This is a genomic window from Variovorax gracilis (genome assembly GCF_030317115.1).
In the GTDB taxonomy this organism is placed as follows: domain Bacteria; phylum Pseudomonadota; class Gammaproteobacteria; order Burkholderiales; family Burkholderiaceae_C; genus Variovorax; species Variovorax gracilis.
The window spans coordinates 227,167-243,449 of sequence record NZ_JASZYF010000002.1; the positions used below are offsets into that span (position 1 = coordinate 227,167).

A 16,283-nucleotide genomic window follows, 5' to 3' on the forward strand; every position below is an offset into this window, starting at 1 on the left:
GCTTGGCTGCGGCCTACGGCGATTGACGCGGGCTGAAACTTAAATGCAGCTTACCTCCGGCAGGAGGCCGGCACTGCAGTCGTGACCGGCTCGTGGGTTCAAGGAAGCGAAGGGCCCGACGCCATGGCGCCAGCGGCCTCGCTGTGCCGCCGATCGAACTCCGCAGGAGATGCCGATTTCCAGCTCTGCTTCAAGGAGAACGCACTGACCTCACGACATTTCCCCGCGTTTGCAACGCAGGAAGTCCCCCTCCCGGGCCCGGTGCCGCCTCGGGCCGCTGAAAAGCGCGACATCGAAAGGCGTGCTTCCGCTTACAACCACGGCGACCCGGTGGCCCCCGGCGGATCAATGATGGAAGGCATGGGATGGCTAGGCGTATGGCTCGTCTTCGGAATGTTGGCCGCGCAAGAGATCAGTGGGCTGTCGACCCAGCCCGCGAGCGATCCTGCGTTGGTGGTGTTCTACGGGGTGGCGGGACTGTTCGGACTCGGGATGATGGTCCGGCGCGCAGTGCGGAGAAGGCACCCCGCGCATCTCTATGCACCGCTCGCACTGAGCATGGCGGGCCTGGCGGTCGTTGCCTTGCTCATGTACGAGGGAAAGGTCCCGCCGGAGTGGATCAACACGCTCGTCGCTGTCGCCGGCTTCCTCGCTTTTTCCGCCTGTGCCGCGTCGGCTGGCGCCGTCATCGCATGGCGTCGGCGCGAGGCGGATCGCGATCGACGCAGCAGGGAGACACAGGCCTGGGAACGCCGGAGGCTGCTCGAACGAACATCGTCGGGTCCGATCCAGCAGTTCATCGCCGAGCTCGAGAATCCTCCCGTCGAGGATGACGCCGACCTGCTGCCTCCGCGACCGCCGAAACGCTGAAGCGGCCGCGGGGACATGGCTTCCTCCGCCCTCGTCCCCGCCGCCGGATCGCTCGGTTTCGAAGGCCCTTCGCCCGAGGTGGCGCGCCGGCTGATCGGCGTGACGCTGCTGGTCGATGGCGTGGGCGGGCGCATCGTCGAAACCGAGGCCTACGACAGCACCGAGCCGGCGGCTCATAGTTTCGGCGGCCAACGGCCGCGCAACGCTGCGCTGTTCGGACCACCGGGGCGCGCCTATGTCTATCGCTCGTATGGCCTCCACTGGTGCCTCAACTTCGTCTGCCGCGAATCCGGGCATGGCGCCGGGGTGCTGATCCGCGCGTTGGAGCCGACCCACGGTATCGCGCGCATGCGAGAGCGGCGCGGCCTCGGGAACGCGAGGCTGCTGTGCGCCGGCCCTGGGCGGGTTGCCCAGGCGCTCGGTGTGGACGGCAGCTTCAACCATCTGGCGCTGGATGCGCCGCCTTTCGCACTGCTGGCGCGATCGGACGATCACCCACCGCTGGACGTGGAGGTCGGGCCGCGGATCGGCATCTCGAAGGCGATCGAGTTGCCCTGGCGCTTCGGAGAGAAGAACTCACGCTACCTGAGCAAGCCTTTCGGCGGACCCTTCCGGAACACCTGAGGCGGCGCGAGTCGCTCATTCGCCCGGGTGGACGCCTGTGGCCGAACTTCCTACGATGGCCGAGCAGGACGGGAACGCGCCGTCCAAGGAGCGCAGATGCATCGACTCAAGACTCTGGCGGCGATCGGATCGATCGTCATCGGGCAAGCTGCCATGGCGCAGGCCCCCCGGCCCGCCGCATCGCCGCCCTCGGCGGCGGACGATGCCTCCACTCTCTCTTGCGCGGACTTCAATGCCGCGGCCTCGCAGGTCCTGCCCGGCGCGAACGCGAACGAGGTGCAGCGGCGCCGCGCCGTCGAGGCCCAGGACTATCTCGGCAACGGCATGGTCTGGCTGCACGGCTACCTCACCGGCCGCAACGGCCCCTCGACCGGCCGGCTCACGCGCGACTGGATCAGCACGACCGTGGCCAGGCTCGGCAAGGCATGCGCTGCCGCGGCCGACCCGGCGGCGACCCGCATCGTCGACCTGGTGCAAAAGCCATGAACGCCTTGCGCGCCCTGCTCATGGCGGCGCTGGTGCTGGTGGCGGGCGCGGCCGATGCGCAGCGTCACCACTCGCGCCATCGCCCACCGCCGAACCAATGGAACAACAGCGGCTGGAACAACAACCAATGGCACCGCAACAACCACTGGAACAACGATTGGCACAACCGCCGCGATGCGCAGCGCGCCGGCGTGGTGACGGGCGTGGTAGCCGGCGGCGTGGCCGGCGCGGCGGAGCGCAACCGCGCCGACCAGCGGCATTCCGACTGCCTCTGGGTCACCGGCAACCACTGGGAATGCGACCGCCGCCGCTGGGACGACGAGATGCGCGCCCGCGAGCGAGCGCGCCGGACCGGCGTGGTCGCGGGTGTGGCGGCCTACGCGATCGTGCGCAACTGAGCCCCTCCGGAACAGGCCAGCATCGGCCGGCGAAGTGCGTACTTTGACTCGAAAGATCCAGCCTTGATTCGCAAAATTTGTCCACAAGAGGCGGACACTCGCCTATTCTGCGGGCCATTCCAACTACCGAGACATTCTGTGACAAATGACCGCGCCGATCGCCAACCGAGCCTCGTCCCGTGGGCTGCGGCCCTCCTGCTGGCCGCTGCCGCCCCGGCCCATGCGCTGGTCATCGGCGTGACCGAGGGCGTGACCTACCAGGCCACCGACGGCCAGATCGAAGCCAAGTTCGAACCGATCGCCGAGGCACTGGGCAAGGCACTGAAGCAGCCAGTGACCATCAAGGTCCTGAGTTCGTACCGAAACGCGCGCGAAGCGCTGAAGGACAACCAGGTCGACCTGGCCTTCGTTCATCCCGCGCACGTGGCGTTCGAGGCGACCAAGTCGGGCAACTTCAAGACGCTCGCCTGGACCGCGGGTTTCACCGACTACAAGGTGTCTTTCCTGTGCAAGGACCTGCAAGCCATCTCCAACTGGAAAGAGATCGCCGGCAAGAGCCTGGTGATGCCCGATGCGGACTCCATCACCTCCGTGATCACTCGGGCGATGCTGCGCGAGCAGGGCTTGCAGGAGGGCGCGGTGAAGACCACCAACACGCGCTACCAGGACGCGGTGCCCTTCTATGTGCAGAACGGTTTCGCCGCCTACGGCGCCACCGCGTCGGCCAGCGTGGTCAAGGCCTGGAAGTCCACCGGCGGCAAGACCTGCGCCGAATCGCGCGCCGTTCCCATCAAGCAGTGGCTCGCCTCGAGCAAGCTCGACGCGAGCACGGTCGCGACGGCGCGCGACACGCTCTTGAGTCTGGCGCAGTCCGATGCCGGCAAGCGCGCGCTCGCCACCTCGACGTACAGCGGATTCATCGCGCCCTCGGCGGAAGTCGAGAAGACGCTCATGACGTGGCTGGGAATTTGAGTCCCGAATCCGCACGGCGAGCGCCGCACTCCGGCCCGATGCCTCAGTTGTAAAGCGAGGGCGGCGGCGCTTCGTCCTTGAGCGCCCAGCGCCCCAGCATGTTCAGCTTGTAGTCGAGCGGATCATGCAGCGTGTGCGTGCGCACGTTGCGCCAGAAGCGATCGAAGCCCGACACCGCGCTGGTGCCGCGCGCGCCGACCACCTCGAAAAGCTCCTGGCTTGCGTAAAGCCCGGCCCGATGGGCCACCACCTTGGCTTCCGCGGTGGCCACGGAGACTTCGGCGCGCTCCAATGCGCTCAGCGAGTTCCCTTGCACGAAGGCGGCGTCCAGCGCGTGCGCAGCGCGATCGGCAAGAGCATTCGATGCCGCGATCTGTACGCGCAACTCGCCGAAGCGGTTGAGCATGAAAGGGTCGTCCGTGGCATGCGCCACGCCCGAGCTCACCCATGGCCGCGCACTGGTCCTCGCATGGTGCCGCGCCTCCCGCTGTGCACCGATGGCGATGCCGAGATAGAGATTGACCAGCACCAGTTGGCCGATGCAGGTGCGCAGCGTATGGAAGGGTGTGGGCACGGCATCGGCCGCGCGGATGACGTCCCGGGCCGGCAGCGGCACGTTGGAGAAGGCCACCGAGTTGCTGTCGGTCTGGCGCTGGCCGATCGGGTCCCAATCGTCAAGCACGGCGATGCCGGGCTGCTGCGTGGGCACGATGCCGAGCAACATCCCGCCACCGCACCCCGATTGCTCGGCGGAGAAAGTCATGTAGCTGGAGCCGTTGGTGCCTGAGCAGAAGCTCTTGGTCCCATCGAGCACAAACCCGTCATCCGTCGCGCGCGCCTGCAGCCGCCGATCGAGCGGGTTCATGCCGTTGCCCCACCAGCCTTGCTCGCGCACCGTCGCCGAAAGCCAGCGTGCCTGCTGGTCCTCGCTGCCGTAGATGAGCACGGTCGCGACCTGCAGGTGATGAAAAGCCAGCACGTGGGCGAGCGAGCTGTCGACGGCGGCGATGCGCCGCACGATGGCGAACACGTCGGACCAGGATCGGCCACGGCCACCGAAAGCCCGTGGCACGACATCGAGCAGCAGGCCCTTCGCCCGGATCAGCGCCTTCTCCTCGGCGGCATGCCCGCCCTTTCGGTCGCGCTCGACGGCGCTGGCATGCAAAGTCTCTATCAACCCGGCAAGATCGTCGACGGAGGAAGCGGGCGGAATGGGAATGCGGGCGTTCATGGGCGCGGGGCGGCAGGTTCGCCCAGGGTGAGCATGAGCCGATTGGCCCAGTTGAAGAAAGCCGCGCCGTGGATGACGTCCGAGATCGCGAGATCGTCCAGCCCCACCGCGCGCAGCCGCGCCACGTGCTCGGTCCCAAAGGCGATGGGCGTGGACGACAACGCCACTGAAGCCTCGACGATGGCGTCCCAGCGCTCGTCGATTCGCGTGCCCACGCCGTCGTCGAGCAAGCGCTGCACCTCTTCGCCACGGCGAGAGAAGTGCGATGCGAAGCGCGCATGCACCGAAGCGCAATAGATGCAGCCGTTGTATCTCGAAGTCGCGGCCGCCGCCAGTTCGCGTTCCGCGCGCGGCAAGCCTGCTTCAGGGTTGTAGAAGATGTCCTTGTCGGTGCGCGTGCGGGCGCCGAGGATGTCCGGATCGCGCGCCAGCAGCATGAAGTACGGCGACTTCGCCCGCGATGCGTCCACCAGCCCCGCCCAATGGCGGTCGCTCAATTCGTCTTCGCGCAACGGCGGCAGCCACGCAAGCCAATCGAGCTCGTCCTGCGTGAACGCGTGGGGCGGAACGTTGCCGGGGTATTGCAATGTCGTGAGCGTCATGATGCCAACGCCTGAAGACCCGCCACCACGCGCACCTGGAACGCGAGGAACGCAACCAACTGCGACAGCGTCACGATGTCGGTGGGAGACCATCCGGAATCGAGCAGGGCCTGCAGATCCTGCGCGCCCGCATCCCGCGGATGGAACACCAGCAGGTGGGCATGTGCCAGCGCTGCCGACAAGCGCGCGCCGAGGATGGCGCTCCCGGAATCGCTCACGCGCCAGTACGGTCCCGGCGCGTCCTCCTTGGTCAGCGGCCCTTCCGGGAACCGACCGAAAGGCCCGGTCGCGGTTCCCGTGGCAGCCTCGACGGCAAGCGCATCGATCACTTGCCGAGCGGCGCCCTGACGGGCAAGGCCGGCCGCGTAGAAGCGGCTGGCCTGCGCCTGCCCCTGCACGCCCGTCACGAAGGTGGCGACTGCAAAGCGTTCCACCAAGGTGAAATCGCCCGCGACCGGCAGCGCGGGCTCGAACAGCGCCAGATAGCTTTGCTGGCTGTGGATGCGCGCCTGCGCGCGCCCGGCGCGTATCGCGTCGAGAGGATGGCCCGGCGCGATCCCGGACAGTTGGTCGATCACGTCGGATGTGGATGTGGAAGTCATGCGGCGAGCGGCAGGGATGGTTTGTTGAAGGCGGGCGATGGCTCGGGGCGTGACCAGCCGAGGGCGGGTGCCACCCGGGTGGCGATGAGTTCGATGGAGCGAAGAATCAGCGGATGTGGCGGATCGACCGAATGCACCTGGAACACCATGTCGGTCACATGATCGAGCACGCGGTCGGCGCTCAGCGTCGCGATGACGTCGTCCACGCTGCCGACATGAACGTCGTAGCCCGTGATCAGTTCCTGCAACGTCGCGCCCGCCCCGGGACGGCTGGGGTCGCCGAAGCGCGCCACGCTGCGACGCAAGCCCAGTTCGGCCAGGCGAAGCGCCTCGGCGCGGTCATCGGCGACGAATACCGAGCGGGAGCCCATGATGCGCGGCGGACGCCCAGCAGGCAGCCGGTCGAGGTACGCGCCGATGATCGGCTCCTGAAGCTCGGCCAGCGATGCATGGGGGGCACCCTCGGGCCGGGGCTGGGTGCGCGAGAGCATCAGCCCGTCACCCGCCTCCCCTGCCCGAGTACCGCCACTCACGGAAAAGGTCGCCTGCCAGATCCGGTCGAGCAACTGCGGGGACGATGGATAGAGATGGTCGCCACCCGGCAGCGGCCGTCCGGCCCATGCGTCGCGCAAGAGCGCGAGATGCCTTGCGAAGACCCCGGCGCGCTCGTCGCTGGACAGTCCGAACGCGGTGAACGACGAAGGGGTACCGCCGGTACCGACGCCGAATTCGAGCCGGCCGCCCGACAGCAGGTCGAACACGACCGCATCTTCGGCCACGCGCACGGCGTTCTCCAGCGGCAGCGTCACGACGCCGGTGCCCAGACGGATGCGCCGGGTGCGCGCTGCCACATGGGCCAGAAAGACAAAAGGCGACGGCAGCCCGCCTTCGGCCTCGTGGAAGTGATGTTGCGCCACCCATGCGGAATCGAAACCGAAGGCCTCCGCATGCGCGATCTGTTCGGCGACCAGCCGGTAGCGCTCGGCGGCCGGCGCGTCGTCGAGAAGCCGGCTGAAGAAGCCGAGGCGCTTCTTCGCCGGCATTGCCCCGGAGGCGGATGGTGGAAAAGACAAGGTGGGGGTCTCCTGGACTGCTGGGCGTCCGCTCAAAGAAAGGCAGGTCGGGCCGAAGCCGCGTGCGTGCGCTGCGCTTCCCCGTAGCCATCGAACTCGATGCTCGCGCCATGCGTGCTCGCAAGGTCCGGCGAGAGGGGCGCGCCGGCCAGCGAAGTCCTGAGGACGACGGCGAAGGGTCCTTCCCCACGCAGCGCCAGGCGCGCGCCGATCGGGTCGATGGCGTCTCCTTGCGCTCCGGCACCTTCCAGGGCTCCGCGCGTCGACGACAGCACCAGCGTGCTGTCACCCAGCTCGATGAGCGCCAGTCGCGAGCGTCCCCCGGGCAACGTGACAGCGCCGCCGACGCGCGCGGAACCGGGTGTTTCCGAATCGCCCAGCAGCGCCCCGTACCGCGACAGCGTGGCATCGAGATCGTGCACCGCGATCGCCAGGCTGGCCACGCCGGTCGCGCCGTTGGGATGCACGCGGACATCGCCCTCGGGTACCCGCAATGCGCGCGGCGTGATGTCGCCGCAGAGAAAGGGAAGGTCCAGTGACGGCGGCCGCGCAGTCTGCCAGCTCAGGCGCTCGCCATCGGGCCGCACGCGTCCGCCATCGAGCGGGCCGTCCAGCACCAGGCCGCGACGGGCCGCCGCTTCCACGGTCTCGGCCGTGCTCGTCGGCAGCAGCGCGAAGTCCACGATGCCTTCGCCGTGGCGCTGCAGCAGTTGCCACCAGCGCTCCTGTGGCGCCGGGGCCTTCCATGCGATCAGTTCGAAGTAGCTGCCGTCGGCGAAGACCACCAACGCGTTGTGCGTCGTCCGGCCGGGATGGTCGCCTCCGCGCTGGACGTTGAATCCCAGCGCCGTGTAGTCGGAGATGCTCGCTTCGAGGTCGGTGACGGCGATGACGATGTGATCGAGTTGAAGTGTCATGAGGCGGGTCTTTCAGGAAGCAGTCCGGGCGGCATCGCCGCCCCCGAGATAGGCGTCGCGGATGCGCGCGTCGGCCAGCAGTTCCCTGGCGGAACCCTGCAGAACGATGCGCCCGGTTTGCAGCACGTACCCGTAGTGCGCGATCTGCAGTGCGAGGCTCGCGTTCTGCTCGACCATGAAGACGGAGACGCCCTGCCCATTGATGCGGGCGATGAGCTCCAGCACCCTGTCGACATACAGGGGCGACAGGCCCATCGTCGGCTCGTCCATGCACAGCAGCTTCGGCCGCCCCATCAGCGCTCGCGCCATCGCCACCATCTGCTGCTCGCCGCCCGACAGGGTGCCAGCCTGGAAGTCGATGCGCTCGGCCACGCGCGGGAAGAGTTCCAGCATGCGCGCCAGGTCTTCGGCGACGGCCTTGCGGTCGTTGCGCGCATAGGCGCCCATGAGCAGGTTCTCACGCACGGTCATTGCCGGGAACAGGCGGCGCGCCTCCGGCACCGATCCGATGCCGCGCCGGATCACCTGCGGCGTACCCAGGCCGAGGATCGACTGTCCGTCGAAGCGGACCTGGCCCGAGCGCGGCTTGAGCAGTCCGAGGACGACTTTCATCGTGGTCGACTTGCCGCTGGCGTTGCCGCCGAGCAGGCTGACGACCTGGCCGGGACGCACTTCGAGGTCGAGATTGAAGTGCGCCTGCACCGGGCGGTAGAAGCTGTTGACCTGCCGCAGTTCGAGCAGCGGGTGCCTGCCGCCGGCGCCTTCCGATCTGACGGCCTGACCGAACGCACCCTCGTCCGGGCCTGCGCCCCATCCGGAAGCCGGCGCAAGCCCGGTGCGCGCGACCGTAGCCAGCGTGCTCATGCCGCAACCGCCTCCTGGACCAAGCCGCCTACGTGGCGGTGACCCAGGTAGGCCTCGATCACCCGCGGGTCGTTGCGCACCTCTTCCGGTTGGCCTTCGGCGATCTTGCTGCCATCGTCGAGCACCACGACGCGGTCCGAAAGCTGCATCACGAGGTCGAGCTTGTGCTCGATCAGCAGGATGGTCTGGCCGCGCGCCTTGAGCGTGCGGATGATCTCGAGCATCTCGGCCGTCTCGCTTTCGTTCATGCCCGCCGTGGGCTCGTCGAGCAGCAGCAGGCGCGGCTTCAGCGCGAGAGCGCGCGCGATTTCCACGCGACGCCGGTTCGCGTACGACAGGCTGTACGCCGGATTATCGATGCGCGGCGCAAGCCGCTCGCCGAACAGCGCGATGATGCCGAGCGCCTCTTCGCGCAGCGCGCGCTCCTCGCGCGTGACGGAAGGCGGCTGCACCAGCGCAAGTGCCAGCTCGGCCAGTGCAGCGACACCCGGCACGCCGCCGATGCGCGGTTTCACTGCGCGCAGCCGCGTGTGTGCGCCGACGAGCACGTTGTCGAGCACCGTGAGGTTGGCGAACACGCGCCCATGCTGGAACGTCCGGGCAAGCCCGCGCTCCGCGAGCCGCGGCGCCGGCCAGCCGGTGATGTCTTCATCTTCGAAGTGCACCTTGCCCGCGTCGGGATGGTCGAGCCCGGTCACGAGATTGAACAAGGTCGTCTTGCCCGCGCCGTTGGGTCCGATCACACTGACCAGCTCGCCCTCGCCGACCCGGAGATCGACCGCGTTGACCGCGGTAAGCCCGCCGAAGCGTCGAGTCAGCCCGGAGATCTCAAGCAGCGAGGGCATCCGGCTCCTTCCGGCCGGCGTTCGCCGCCTCGGCCTTCGAGTTGACCAGCTTGACCTCGGCACGGATCGACTGCGGATTGCGCAGCAGATTGAGGATCGGGCAATTGCGCTCGACGGCCTCGAACAGCGCATCGATGTCTTCGCGGCTCGCAGGCGAATCGATGTGAACCGTGTAGCCGATCTCGTGGGGCCAGATCGGCGTGCGCTCATGGCCCGGCTTGCCGCCGCGCGGATCGATGATGCCGGTGACCTCGACCTCGAGGCTTTCCAGCGGCACCTGCCGCTCTGCCGCCTGGATCAGGAAGATGTGCGTGACGCAGGTGCCAAGCACGCCAAGCTGAAGCTCGGGCGAACTCGGGCCGAGGTTGTAGCCCGCAAAATCCGGCGGACTGTCGCTGATGACCTGGTGGTCTCGAATCCGGAGGCGGCGCACGCCGCTGCGGCCTTCCGCGCGCACATGGGCCTTGAGCTGGAGCGGCTGCGCGCTGCCGGCCTCGATGGCGGCATTGCGCGCGAGCACGGCGGCGCGCTTCTCGGCGAGATAGTCGTTGAGTTGGCTCATGGGAATGTCCTGTGTGTGAAGAAGTTCAAACGGTGCCCAGCAATCCTTGCGGGCGGAAGCGGATCAGGAGCAACAGCGCGATGCCGTAGACCAGCATGCGGTACTCCGCCGTGACGCGGAACAGCTCGGGCAGGCTCACCAGCGCCACCGCGCCGAGCAATGCACCGCTGATGTTGCCGAGCCCACCGAGGATGACCATCGTCAGCGCAAGGATCGATATCTGCGACGTGAAGGACTCGTGGTTGATGTACGAGTACAGGTGCGCGGTGAAGGCGCCGCTCACGCCGGCCGCGAACCCGCCGAAGCCGAAGGCCAGCGCCTTGTAGCGATCGGGGCTCACGCCGTACGCGCGCGCCGCCACCTCATCCTCGCGCACCGCGCGGAAAGTGCGTCCCAGGTGCGAGCGCAGCAGCCGCCACTGCACCAGCGCGAGCAGCACCATGGCGCCGAAGGCAGCCCAGTAGAAGGCATTGGTCGACGAGGCGTCCCTGCCGAACAGCGAGAGCGGCGGAATGCCCGAGACGCCGATCGGTCCTCGCGTCAGGCTTTCCCAGTTGAGGATGGTCAGCGCCACGATCTCGCCGATGCCCAGCGTCGCGATCGACACATAGTGCCCGCGCAGGCGGAATGCCGGGAAGATGAGCGCGGTGCCGATCGCGGCGGTCGTGAGCCCCGCCAGGACGATGCTGGTGCCCACCGGCAGGTGCAGTTCCAGCACGAGCAGCGACGAAGCGTATGCGCCGATGGCAAGCAGCCCGGCGTGCCCCAGCGAGATCTGGCCGATCGTGCCCGCCACCAGCGTGAGGCTCAACGCCAACGCTGCGTAGAGCCATGAGTTGGTCAGGGTCTGCAGCACGTACGGCGACGGATCGAAGAGCGGCAGCGCCGCGGCCGCCACGAAGAGCGCCGCCAGCAGCCAGGACGGCACTCGCCAGGGCTTGCTCGGTGCGATGAAAGTGCCGGTGAGCGGCTCGGGTGGCAGTGTGCGCTTGCGGCCGAACAGGCCGTTCGGCTTCCACACCAGGATCACCAGCAGCAGCACGAAAGCGAAGAGATTGCGGTAGGGCGTTCCGAACAGGGCCACGCCATAGCTCTCCGTCAGGCCCAGCAGCATGCTGCCGACGATCGCTCCCGGCACGTTGCCCACGCCGCCGACGACTGTCGCCACCACGCCTTTCAGGGTGGCCTGGAAGCTCATGGCCGGGCTGATGTTGTTGTAGTACATGCCCACCAACAGGCCCGACAGCCCGCCCAGCGCCGAAGCGATGGCGAACACGCTCTGGTTCACGCGGTTCACGTCCACGCCCATCTGTTGCGCGGCGTCCCGGTCCTGCGCGGTGGCGCGGACGGCCCAGCCGAGCTTGGTGAAGCGCAGGAAGCCGAAGAGAAGCGCCGCGCTGATCAGGCCGACGCCGGCGATCAGCAGGTCCAGCGCGCCGATGGTGCCGGTGCCGATCTGCAATCTCCAGTCCGGCAATTGGGTGGGCAGCGAACGCGGATCGGGGCTGGCGATGAGTTGCACCAGGATGTCGAGCACGAAGCTGATGCCGATGGTCGCCAGCAACGGCGCGATGCGAGCCGCACCCTGCAGGGGACGCAGCCCGACGCGCTCGATCAGCATCCCCAGCGCGCCCGAGCCCAGCACCACCAGCACGATCGTGAGCGGCAGCGGCGTGTGCAGGAAGGTGATCGCGGCCCACCCGATGTACGCACCCACCGTGTAGACGGATCCGTGCGCGAAGTTGATGAGATGCGAGACGCCGAATATGAGTGCCAGCCCGACCGCCAGCAGCGCATAGATGTTACCGATGATCAGGCCGTTGACCGTGTAGTCGAAGAACGAAGCGAAGGAGGAATGCATGCGAACGGCGCGCTCCGGGCCTCAACGCACCGAGGCGACGGCCGCCCTGCTCTTCGGGTCGCCGAGCGCCCACTTGCCGTCCTTCACGACCAGGTCGACGCTCTTCACGCCGATCACGCGACGTGTCTGCGGATCGAAGTTGGCCTTTCCGAACACGACGCTCGGCACGTCCTTGATCTTGTAGAACGCATCGCGCACGGCCTTGCGGTCGCCACCCGGACCGGCCTCGCGCAGCGCCGCGGCGGCGATGACGACGGCGTCGTAAGCGTAGGCGTTGAAGGCGTCGGGCTCCTTGCCGTACTTGGCACGGAAACGCTTGACGAAGTCCTGCACCTCGGCGCGCGGCTCGTCCGGGAAGAAGGCGGTGTTGGTATAGATCCCGTTCACGGCGGCGCCCCCGAGTTCGATGAACTTGGGTGAATAGACCGATCCGCTCGCCGCGATCGGCTGCTTCAGGCCCACATTGCGCACCTGTCCAGCGATCAGCGCGCCGTCGGGGTAGTACGAGATCAGCACCAGGCCATCGGGGTTGGCATCGCGAACGCGCACCAGCGTCGAGCGGAAGTCCTTCTCGTCCGGCTGATAGCCCTCTGCGATGACGACTTCCGCGCCGCGAGCTTCCGCGGCCTTCACGAACACGTCGCGGCTCGTGCGGCCCCAATCGGTGTTGAGGAACAGCACCGCGACGCGCTTGAATCCCAGTGTCTTCACTGCGAGATCGGCGAGCAGCGGCTGCGCATCCGCCTGGCTGATCGACGGGCTCCAGACGTAGTCGCCGCCCTTCGTGAAATCGGGGTGCGAGTTGGTGAAGCCCAGCTGCACCAGTCCGGCACGCTGGTAGATCGGCGATGCGGCCATCGATGCCGGGCTGGAGAAGTCACCGAGTTCGATCTGGATGCGCTTGTCGTTGACGAACTTCTGCGCCAGGCCGACGGCCTGTCGCGGATCGCTCTGGCTGTCTTCGAAGGTGTAGGCCAGCGGCCGGCCGTTGATGCCGCCGTTGGCATTGATGTCATCCAGCGCGAGATCGAAACCGGCCTTCCACTGCGCGCCGTACTGCGCGTTCTGCCCGGTCAGCGGGCCGCTGACGCCGAACCACACGGGTTCGCCGGCGGCCGGTGCCGCAGTGGCGACGATGGGTGCCAGCAGAAACGCGGCTGCGAGACGAAGAAAGGATTGACGGTGCAACATGCGGTGCGCTCCAGGGCAACGGAAAGACCGCGATTCTTCGATGGCCCGACGGCAATGGGAACGAAGAAATCAGCGCGACCTTCATCGGAATACGCATAAGGCCGTCGCTGCAAAACGTATATCGATCGGCGCATTCCTTCTTTGCGTCCTTCCCTCTGCTCGTTAGGGTTCAAGCCTCTCACGAACACACGGCGGAACACATATGGGCGCAAGGGATTCCGAAGGTCGGGCACTGTCGGGTGCCGATGGCGGCCAACGCCACGAGGCGGATGTTCTGGTCATCGGCGGTGGGCCCGCGGGCACCTGGGCCGCCATCAGCGCCGCGGCGCAAGGTGCGCGGGTGGTGCTTGCCGACAAGGGCTTCTGCGGCACCTCCGGCGCCACGGCGCCCTCCGGTACCGGCCTTTGGCACGTCTCGCCCGAAGGCAGCGCACGCGCCGACGCGAAGGCCAGCCGCCTCGCGATGGGTGGTCATCTGGCGGAGCATGCCTGGATGGACCGCGTGCTCGAGCAGACCTGGGACAACGTCGAACGCCTCAAGGACTGGGGCTATCCCTTTCCGAGCGACGATGAAGGCCAGCTCCGCTGTACTTCGCTGCAGGGCCCGGAGTACATGCGGCTGATGCGCAAGCGGGTGAAGGAGTCAGGCGTGCGCATCCTCGATCACAGCCCCGCGCTCGAACTGCTCGTCGATGAGCAAGGTACGGTCAGCGGCGCCACGGGTGTCAACCGCCAGACGGGCGATACCTGGGTGGTGCGCGCGGGTGCGGTGGTCATCGCGACGGGCGGCTGCGCCTTCCTGAGCAAGGCGCTGGGCTGCAATGTGCTGACCGGCGACGGCCAGTTGATGGCGGCGGAGGTCGGCGCGGCGATGTCGGGCATGGAGTTCTCCAATGCCTATGGACTCGGCCCGGCTTTCTCGTCGGTGACGAAGTCGCTGTTCTACAACTGGGCGACCTTCTACGACCGCGACGGCAAGGCCATCGAAGGTGCCGGCTCCTCGCGCGGCCGCAGCGTGATCGCACAGAGCCTGCAGACGCAGCCGGTCTATGCCTGCATCGACCGCGCCGACGCGCAGATCCGGGACTGGATGCGCACGGCACAGCCGAACTTCTTCGTGTCCTTCGATCGCCAGGGCATCGACCCCTTCACGCAGCACTTCCCTGTCACGCTGCGCCTGGAGGGCACGGTGCGAGGCACCGGCGGGCTGAACCTGGTCGACAGCAGTTGCGCAACCTCGGTCGCGGGCCTGTACGCCGCCGGCGACGCCGCGACGCGCGAACTGATCTGTGGCGGGTTCACGGGCGGCGGCAGCCACAACGCGGCGTGGGCCTTGTCATCCGGCTTCTGGGCCGGCGCCGGCGCAGCGGTCTTCGGCAAGGGCGCGCGCAGCCGCGTGTCGCGGACGCTGCGGCGTGCCGGCGGCGTGGCACTCGCCACCGATGGTGCCGAGGGGTACGACAGCCAGGCCGTGGTGAGCGCGGTACAAGCCGAGGTCTTCCCGTACGAGCGCAACTGGTTCCGCCAGGGCCACGTGCTGGAGGAATCGCTGGGCCGGCTCGACGCACTCTGGGCACGCCTTCGCCACAGCGCGCCGGCGGCCACCGCCAGCGATGCCGTGCGCGCCCGAGAGGCGGCAGCCATGCTCGCAACCGCGCGCTGGATGTACCGCAGCGCACTGCAACGCACCGAAACGCGCGGCATGCACCGACGCCGCGAACACGACGCCCTCGACCCGAAGCAGCGGCATCGACTCCTCAGCGGCGGACTCGACGAAGTCTGGGTCCGCGCACAGCCCCTCACGGAAGCCATCACCGCATGATCGAACTCATCAGCCCCGAACGCTGCACCGCCTGCAACATCTGCGTCAACGCCTGCCCGACCAATGTGTTCGAGGCCGTCGCCGGCGGTCCCCCCCGCATCGCGCGGCAGGACGACTGCCAGACCTGCTTCATGTGCGAGTTGTACTGCCCCGAGGACGCGCTCTATGTCGCGCCCATCGCGGACCGCCGCGCCACCGCCGATGAACGGGAGCCGGCGACGCAAGACCTAGTGGGCAGCTACCGGCGCGCCATCGGCTGGGGCCGGGGGCGCCAGTCCACGGCATCGGCCGATGCCAGCTTCGAACTGCTCCGGCGTGCGCACTGACGCGCCGCTTGCACCCTGCCCTGGAATCCGATGACCCCTACGACTTCACCCCTTGCTTCCCGCCGGAGCCTGCTTCGCAGCGCCGTCGGCGCCGCCATCGCGAGCGCGCTCCCCGTCCTTTCGAATGCCCAGGGCACCGACACCGTGCTGCGACTCGGCTACATCGGCCCCGGCAAGAAGCCGGCTGCCGCCACCGGCTGGGCCCTGCGCCAGGGATTGCTGCAGCGCGAGCTCGCGTCGATCGGCATCAAGGACATCTCGACGCGCAACTTCCCCAACGGCCCCGACCTCAACGAAGCCTTCGTATCCGGCGCGCTGGACGTGGGCATCTACGGCGACACGCCGGCCATCGTCGCGCGCTCGCGCGGACTCGACAGCCGGCTCATCGGCTTCGACGCGGTCGGCATGAACGTGTGGCTGCTGACGCCGCGCGGCGGAGTACGCAGCGTCAAGGAACTCGAGGGCCAGTCGATCGGCGTGGCGCGCGGCTCGTACATGCACCGCTATGTGCTCGGCCTGCTCAAGGAGCACGGGCTGCAGAAATCGGTCAAGGTGATTCACATGTTTCCGCGCGACGGAGAGGCCGCGCTCGACCGTGGCTCCATCGCCGCGTTTGCCGCGCAGATCGATGTCGGCCCCCTGCTGGCCTCGCGCGGCTATCCCGTCATCGACCAGGCCGATCAGCATCCCACGCTGCGCGGGACTTCGGTGATCGTCGCTTCGGACAGGGTGCTGCAATCTGCGCCGGGACTGGCCGCGGCGTGGACTCGCGCACGGCGTTCGGCGCTCGCGGACATCCAGCGCGACAAGGAGGCCTACTACGCCTTCCATGCCGAGGTCAGCGGCTTTCCGCTCGACGTGGTCAAGGTGTCCCACCCGCTCTCGCAGTTTCCGGACGTCGCCTATCCGGCCGAGGGCACGGCACTGCTCGCCGAGGTCAAGAGCTTCCTGTTGGCCGAGAAGCTCATCGACCGTGATTTCACCCTGGACAGTTGGCGCGTGAACGACGCCTGACCCGAGGCATTGAGATTCGCCAC

General features: G+C 67.9%; 18 protein-coding genes. 8 read left to right on the forward strand and 10 right to left on the reverse strand.

The genetic code is table 11. From position 1 onward, the window contains the following. The first annotated feature begins 81 nt into the window (after positions 1–81). From QTH97_RS06690 to QTH97_RS06710, 5 genes are all read left to right on the forward strand, one after another. Positions 82–870, forward strand: a complete 789-nt coding sequence (locus tag QTH97_RS06690) for a hypothetical protein (protein ID WP_286567312.1) — start codon at positions 82–84, stop codon at positions 868–870. 15 nt (positions 871–885) lie between these two features. Beyond that, positions 886–1,494 carry a DNA-3-methyladenine glycosylase gene (locus QTH97_RS06695; protein WP_286567313.1) on the forward strand — a complete coding sequence of 203 codons (609 nt, stop codon included), beginning with the start codon at positions 886–888 and terminating at the stop codon, positions 1,492–1,494. A gap of 96 nt (positions 1,495–1,590) precedes the next feature. Continuing rightward, a complete protein-coding gene (locus QTH97_RS06700; RefSeq protein ID WP_286567314.1) occupies positions 1,591–1,980 on the forward strand; it encodes a hypothetical protein in 390 nt (129 codons plus the stop codon). After that, positions 1,977–2,378 (forward strand): hypothetical protein, encoded by a 402-nt coding sequence (locus tag QTH97_RS06705; RefSeq protein WP_286567315.1) that lies wholly within the window; start codon positions 1,977–1,979, stop codon positions 2,376–2,378. The genes QTH97_RS06700 and QTH97_RS06705 overlap by 4 nt, the downstream gene beginning before the upstream one ends. Positions 2,379–2,516: 138 nt before the next feature. After that, on the forward strand, positions 2,517–3,350 hold the full coding sequence (locus tag QTH97_RS06710) for a phosphate/phosphite/phosphonate ABC transporter substrate-binding protein (RefSeq protein WP_286567316.1): 834 nt from the start codon (positions 2,517–2,519) through the stop codon (positions 3,348–3,350). A gap of 43 nt (positions 3,351–3,393) precedes the next feature. Here QTH97_RS06710 and QTH97_RS06715 read toward each other — a convergent pair whose 3' ends face one another. The 10 genes from QTH97_RS06715 to QTH97_RS06760 all read right to left on the reverse strand — a co-directional run bounded on the left by QTH97_RS06715 (position 3,394) and on the right by QTH97_RS06760 (position 13,098). Beyond that, positions 3,394–4,581, reverse strand: a complete 1,188-nt coding sequence (locus QTH97_RS06715) for an acyl-CoA dehydrogenase family protein (protein ID WP_286567317.1) — start codon at positions 4,579–4,581, stop codon at positions 3,394–3,396. Then, positions 4,578–5,183 carry an alkylhydroperoxidase domain protein gene (locus tag QTH97_RS06720; protein WP_286567318.1) on the reverse strand — a complete coding sequence of 202 codons (606 nt, stop codon included), beginning with the start codon at positions 5,181–5,183 and terminating at the stop codon, positions 4,578–4,580. The genes QTH97_RS06715 and QTH97_RS06720 overlap by 4 nt, the downstream gene beginning before the upstream one ends. Continuing rightward, the gene (locus QTH97_RS06725) at positions 5,180–5,785 is read right to left on the reverse strand and encodes a CMD domain protein (protein WP_286567319.1); all 606 of its coding nucleotides are present in this window, start codon (positions 5,783–5,785) and stop codon (positions 5,180–5,182) included. The genes QTH97_RS06720 and QTH97_RS06725 overlap by 4 nt, the downstream gene beginning before the upstream one ends. Then, positions 5,782–6,828 (reverse strand): putative FMN-dependent luciferase-like monooxygenase, encoded by a 1,047-nt coding sequence (locus QTH97_RS06730; protein ID WP_286567555.1) that lies wholly within the window; start codon positions 6,826–6,828, stop codon positions 5,782–5,784. The genes QTH97_RS06725 and QTH97_RS06730 overlap by 4 nt, the downstream gene beginning before the upstream one ends. A gap of 62 nt (positions 6,829–6,890) precedes the next feature. Then, the gene (locus QTH97_RS06735) at positions 6,891–7,775 is read right to left on the reverse strand and encodes a VOC family protein (protein WP_286567320.1); all 885 of its coding nucleotides are present in this window, start codon (positions 7,773–7,775) and stop codon (positions 6,891–6,893) included. A 12-nt stretch (positions 7,776–7,787) separates the two neighbouring features. After that, entirely contained in the window at positions 7,788–8,639 is an 852-nt protein-coding gene (locus tag QTH97_RS06740; RefSeq protein ID WP_286567321.1) for an ABC transporter ATP-binding protein, read from the reverse strand. Beyond that, complete coding sequence (locus tag QTH97_RS06745; protein WP_286567322.1) at positions 8,636–9,484, reverse strand: ABC transporter ATP-binding protein; 849 nt, start codon at positions 9,482–9,484, stop codon at positions 8,636–8,638. The genes QTH97_RS06740 and QTH97_RS06745 overlap by 4 nt, the downstream gene beginning before the upstream one ends. After that, a complete protein-coding gene (locus tag QTH97_RS06750) occupies positions 9,468–10,046 on the reverse strand; it encodes an OsmC family protein (protein WP_286567323.1) in 579 nt (192 codons plus the stop codon). Before QTH97_RS06750 ends, QTH97_RS06745 begins: the two co-directional genes overlap by 17 nt. A 25-nt stretch (positions 10,047–10,071) precedes the next feature. Further along, positions 10,072–11,907: an ABC transporter permease gene (locus QTH97_RS06755; protein WP_286567324.1), complete on the reverse strand. Its 1,836-nt coding sequence runs from the start codon at positions 11,905–11,907 to the stop codon at positions 10,072–10,074. Between the two features lie 21 nt (positions 11,908–11,928). After that, complete coding sequence (locus QTH97_RS06760) at positions 11,929–13,098, reverse strand: ABC transporter substrate-binding protein (protein WP_286567325.1); 1,170 nt, start codon at positions 13,096–13,098, stop codon at positions 11,929–11,931. 202 nt (positions 13,099–13,300) lie between these two features. Between QTH97_RS06760 and QTH97_RS06765 the strand changes: the two genes are divergently transcribed. Genes QTH97_RS06765 through QTH97_RS06775 form a run of 3 tightly spaced genes read left to right on the forward strand, consistent with a single transcriptional unit; the run spans position 13,301 to position 16,260 of the window. Continuing rightward, entirely contained in the window at positions 13,301–14,920 is a 1,620-nt protein-coding gene (locus QTH97_RS06765) for an FAD-dependent oxidoreductase (RefSeq protein ID WP_286567326.1), read from the forward strand. Continuing rightward, complete coding sequence (locus QTH97_RS06770) at positions 14,917–15,246, forward strand: 4Fe-4S dicluster domain-containing protein (RefSeq protein WP_286567327.1); 330 nt, start codon at positions 14,917–14,919, stop codon at positions 15,244–15,246. The genes QTH97_RS06765 and QTH97_RS06770 overlap by 4 nt, the downstream gene beginning before the upstream one ends. A 30-nt stretch (positions 15,247–15,276) precedes the next feature. After that, positions 15,277–16,260 carry an ABC transporter substrate-binding protein gene (locus QTH97_RS06775; RefSeq protein ID WP_286567328.1) on the forward strand — a complete coding sequence of 328 codons (984 nt, stop codon included), beginning with the start codon at positions 15,277–15,279 and terminating at the stop codon, positions 16,258–16,260. The last annotated feature ends 23 nt before the right edge of the window (positions 16,261–16,283 follow it).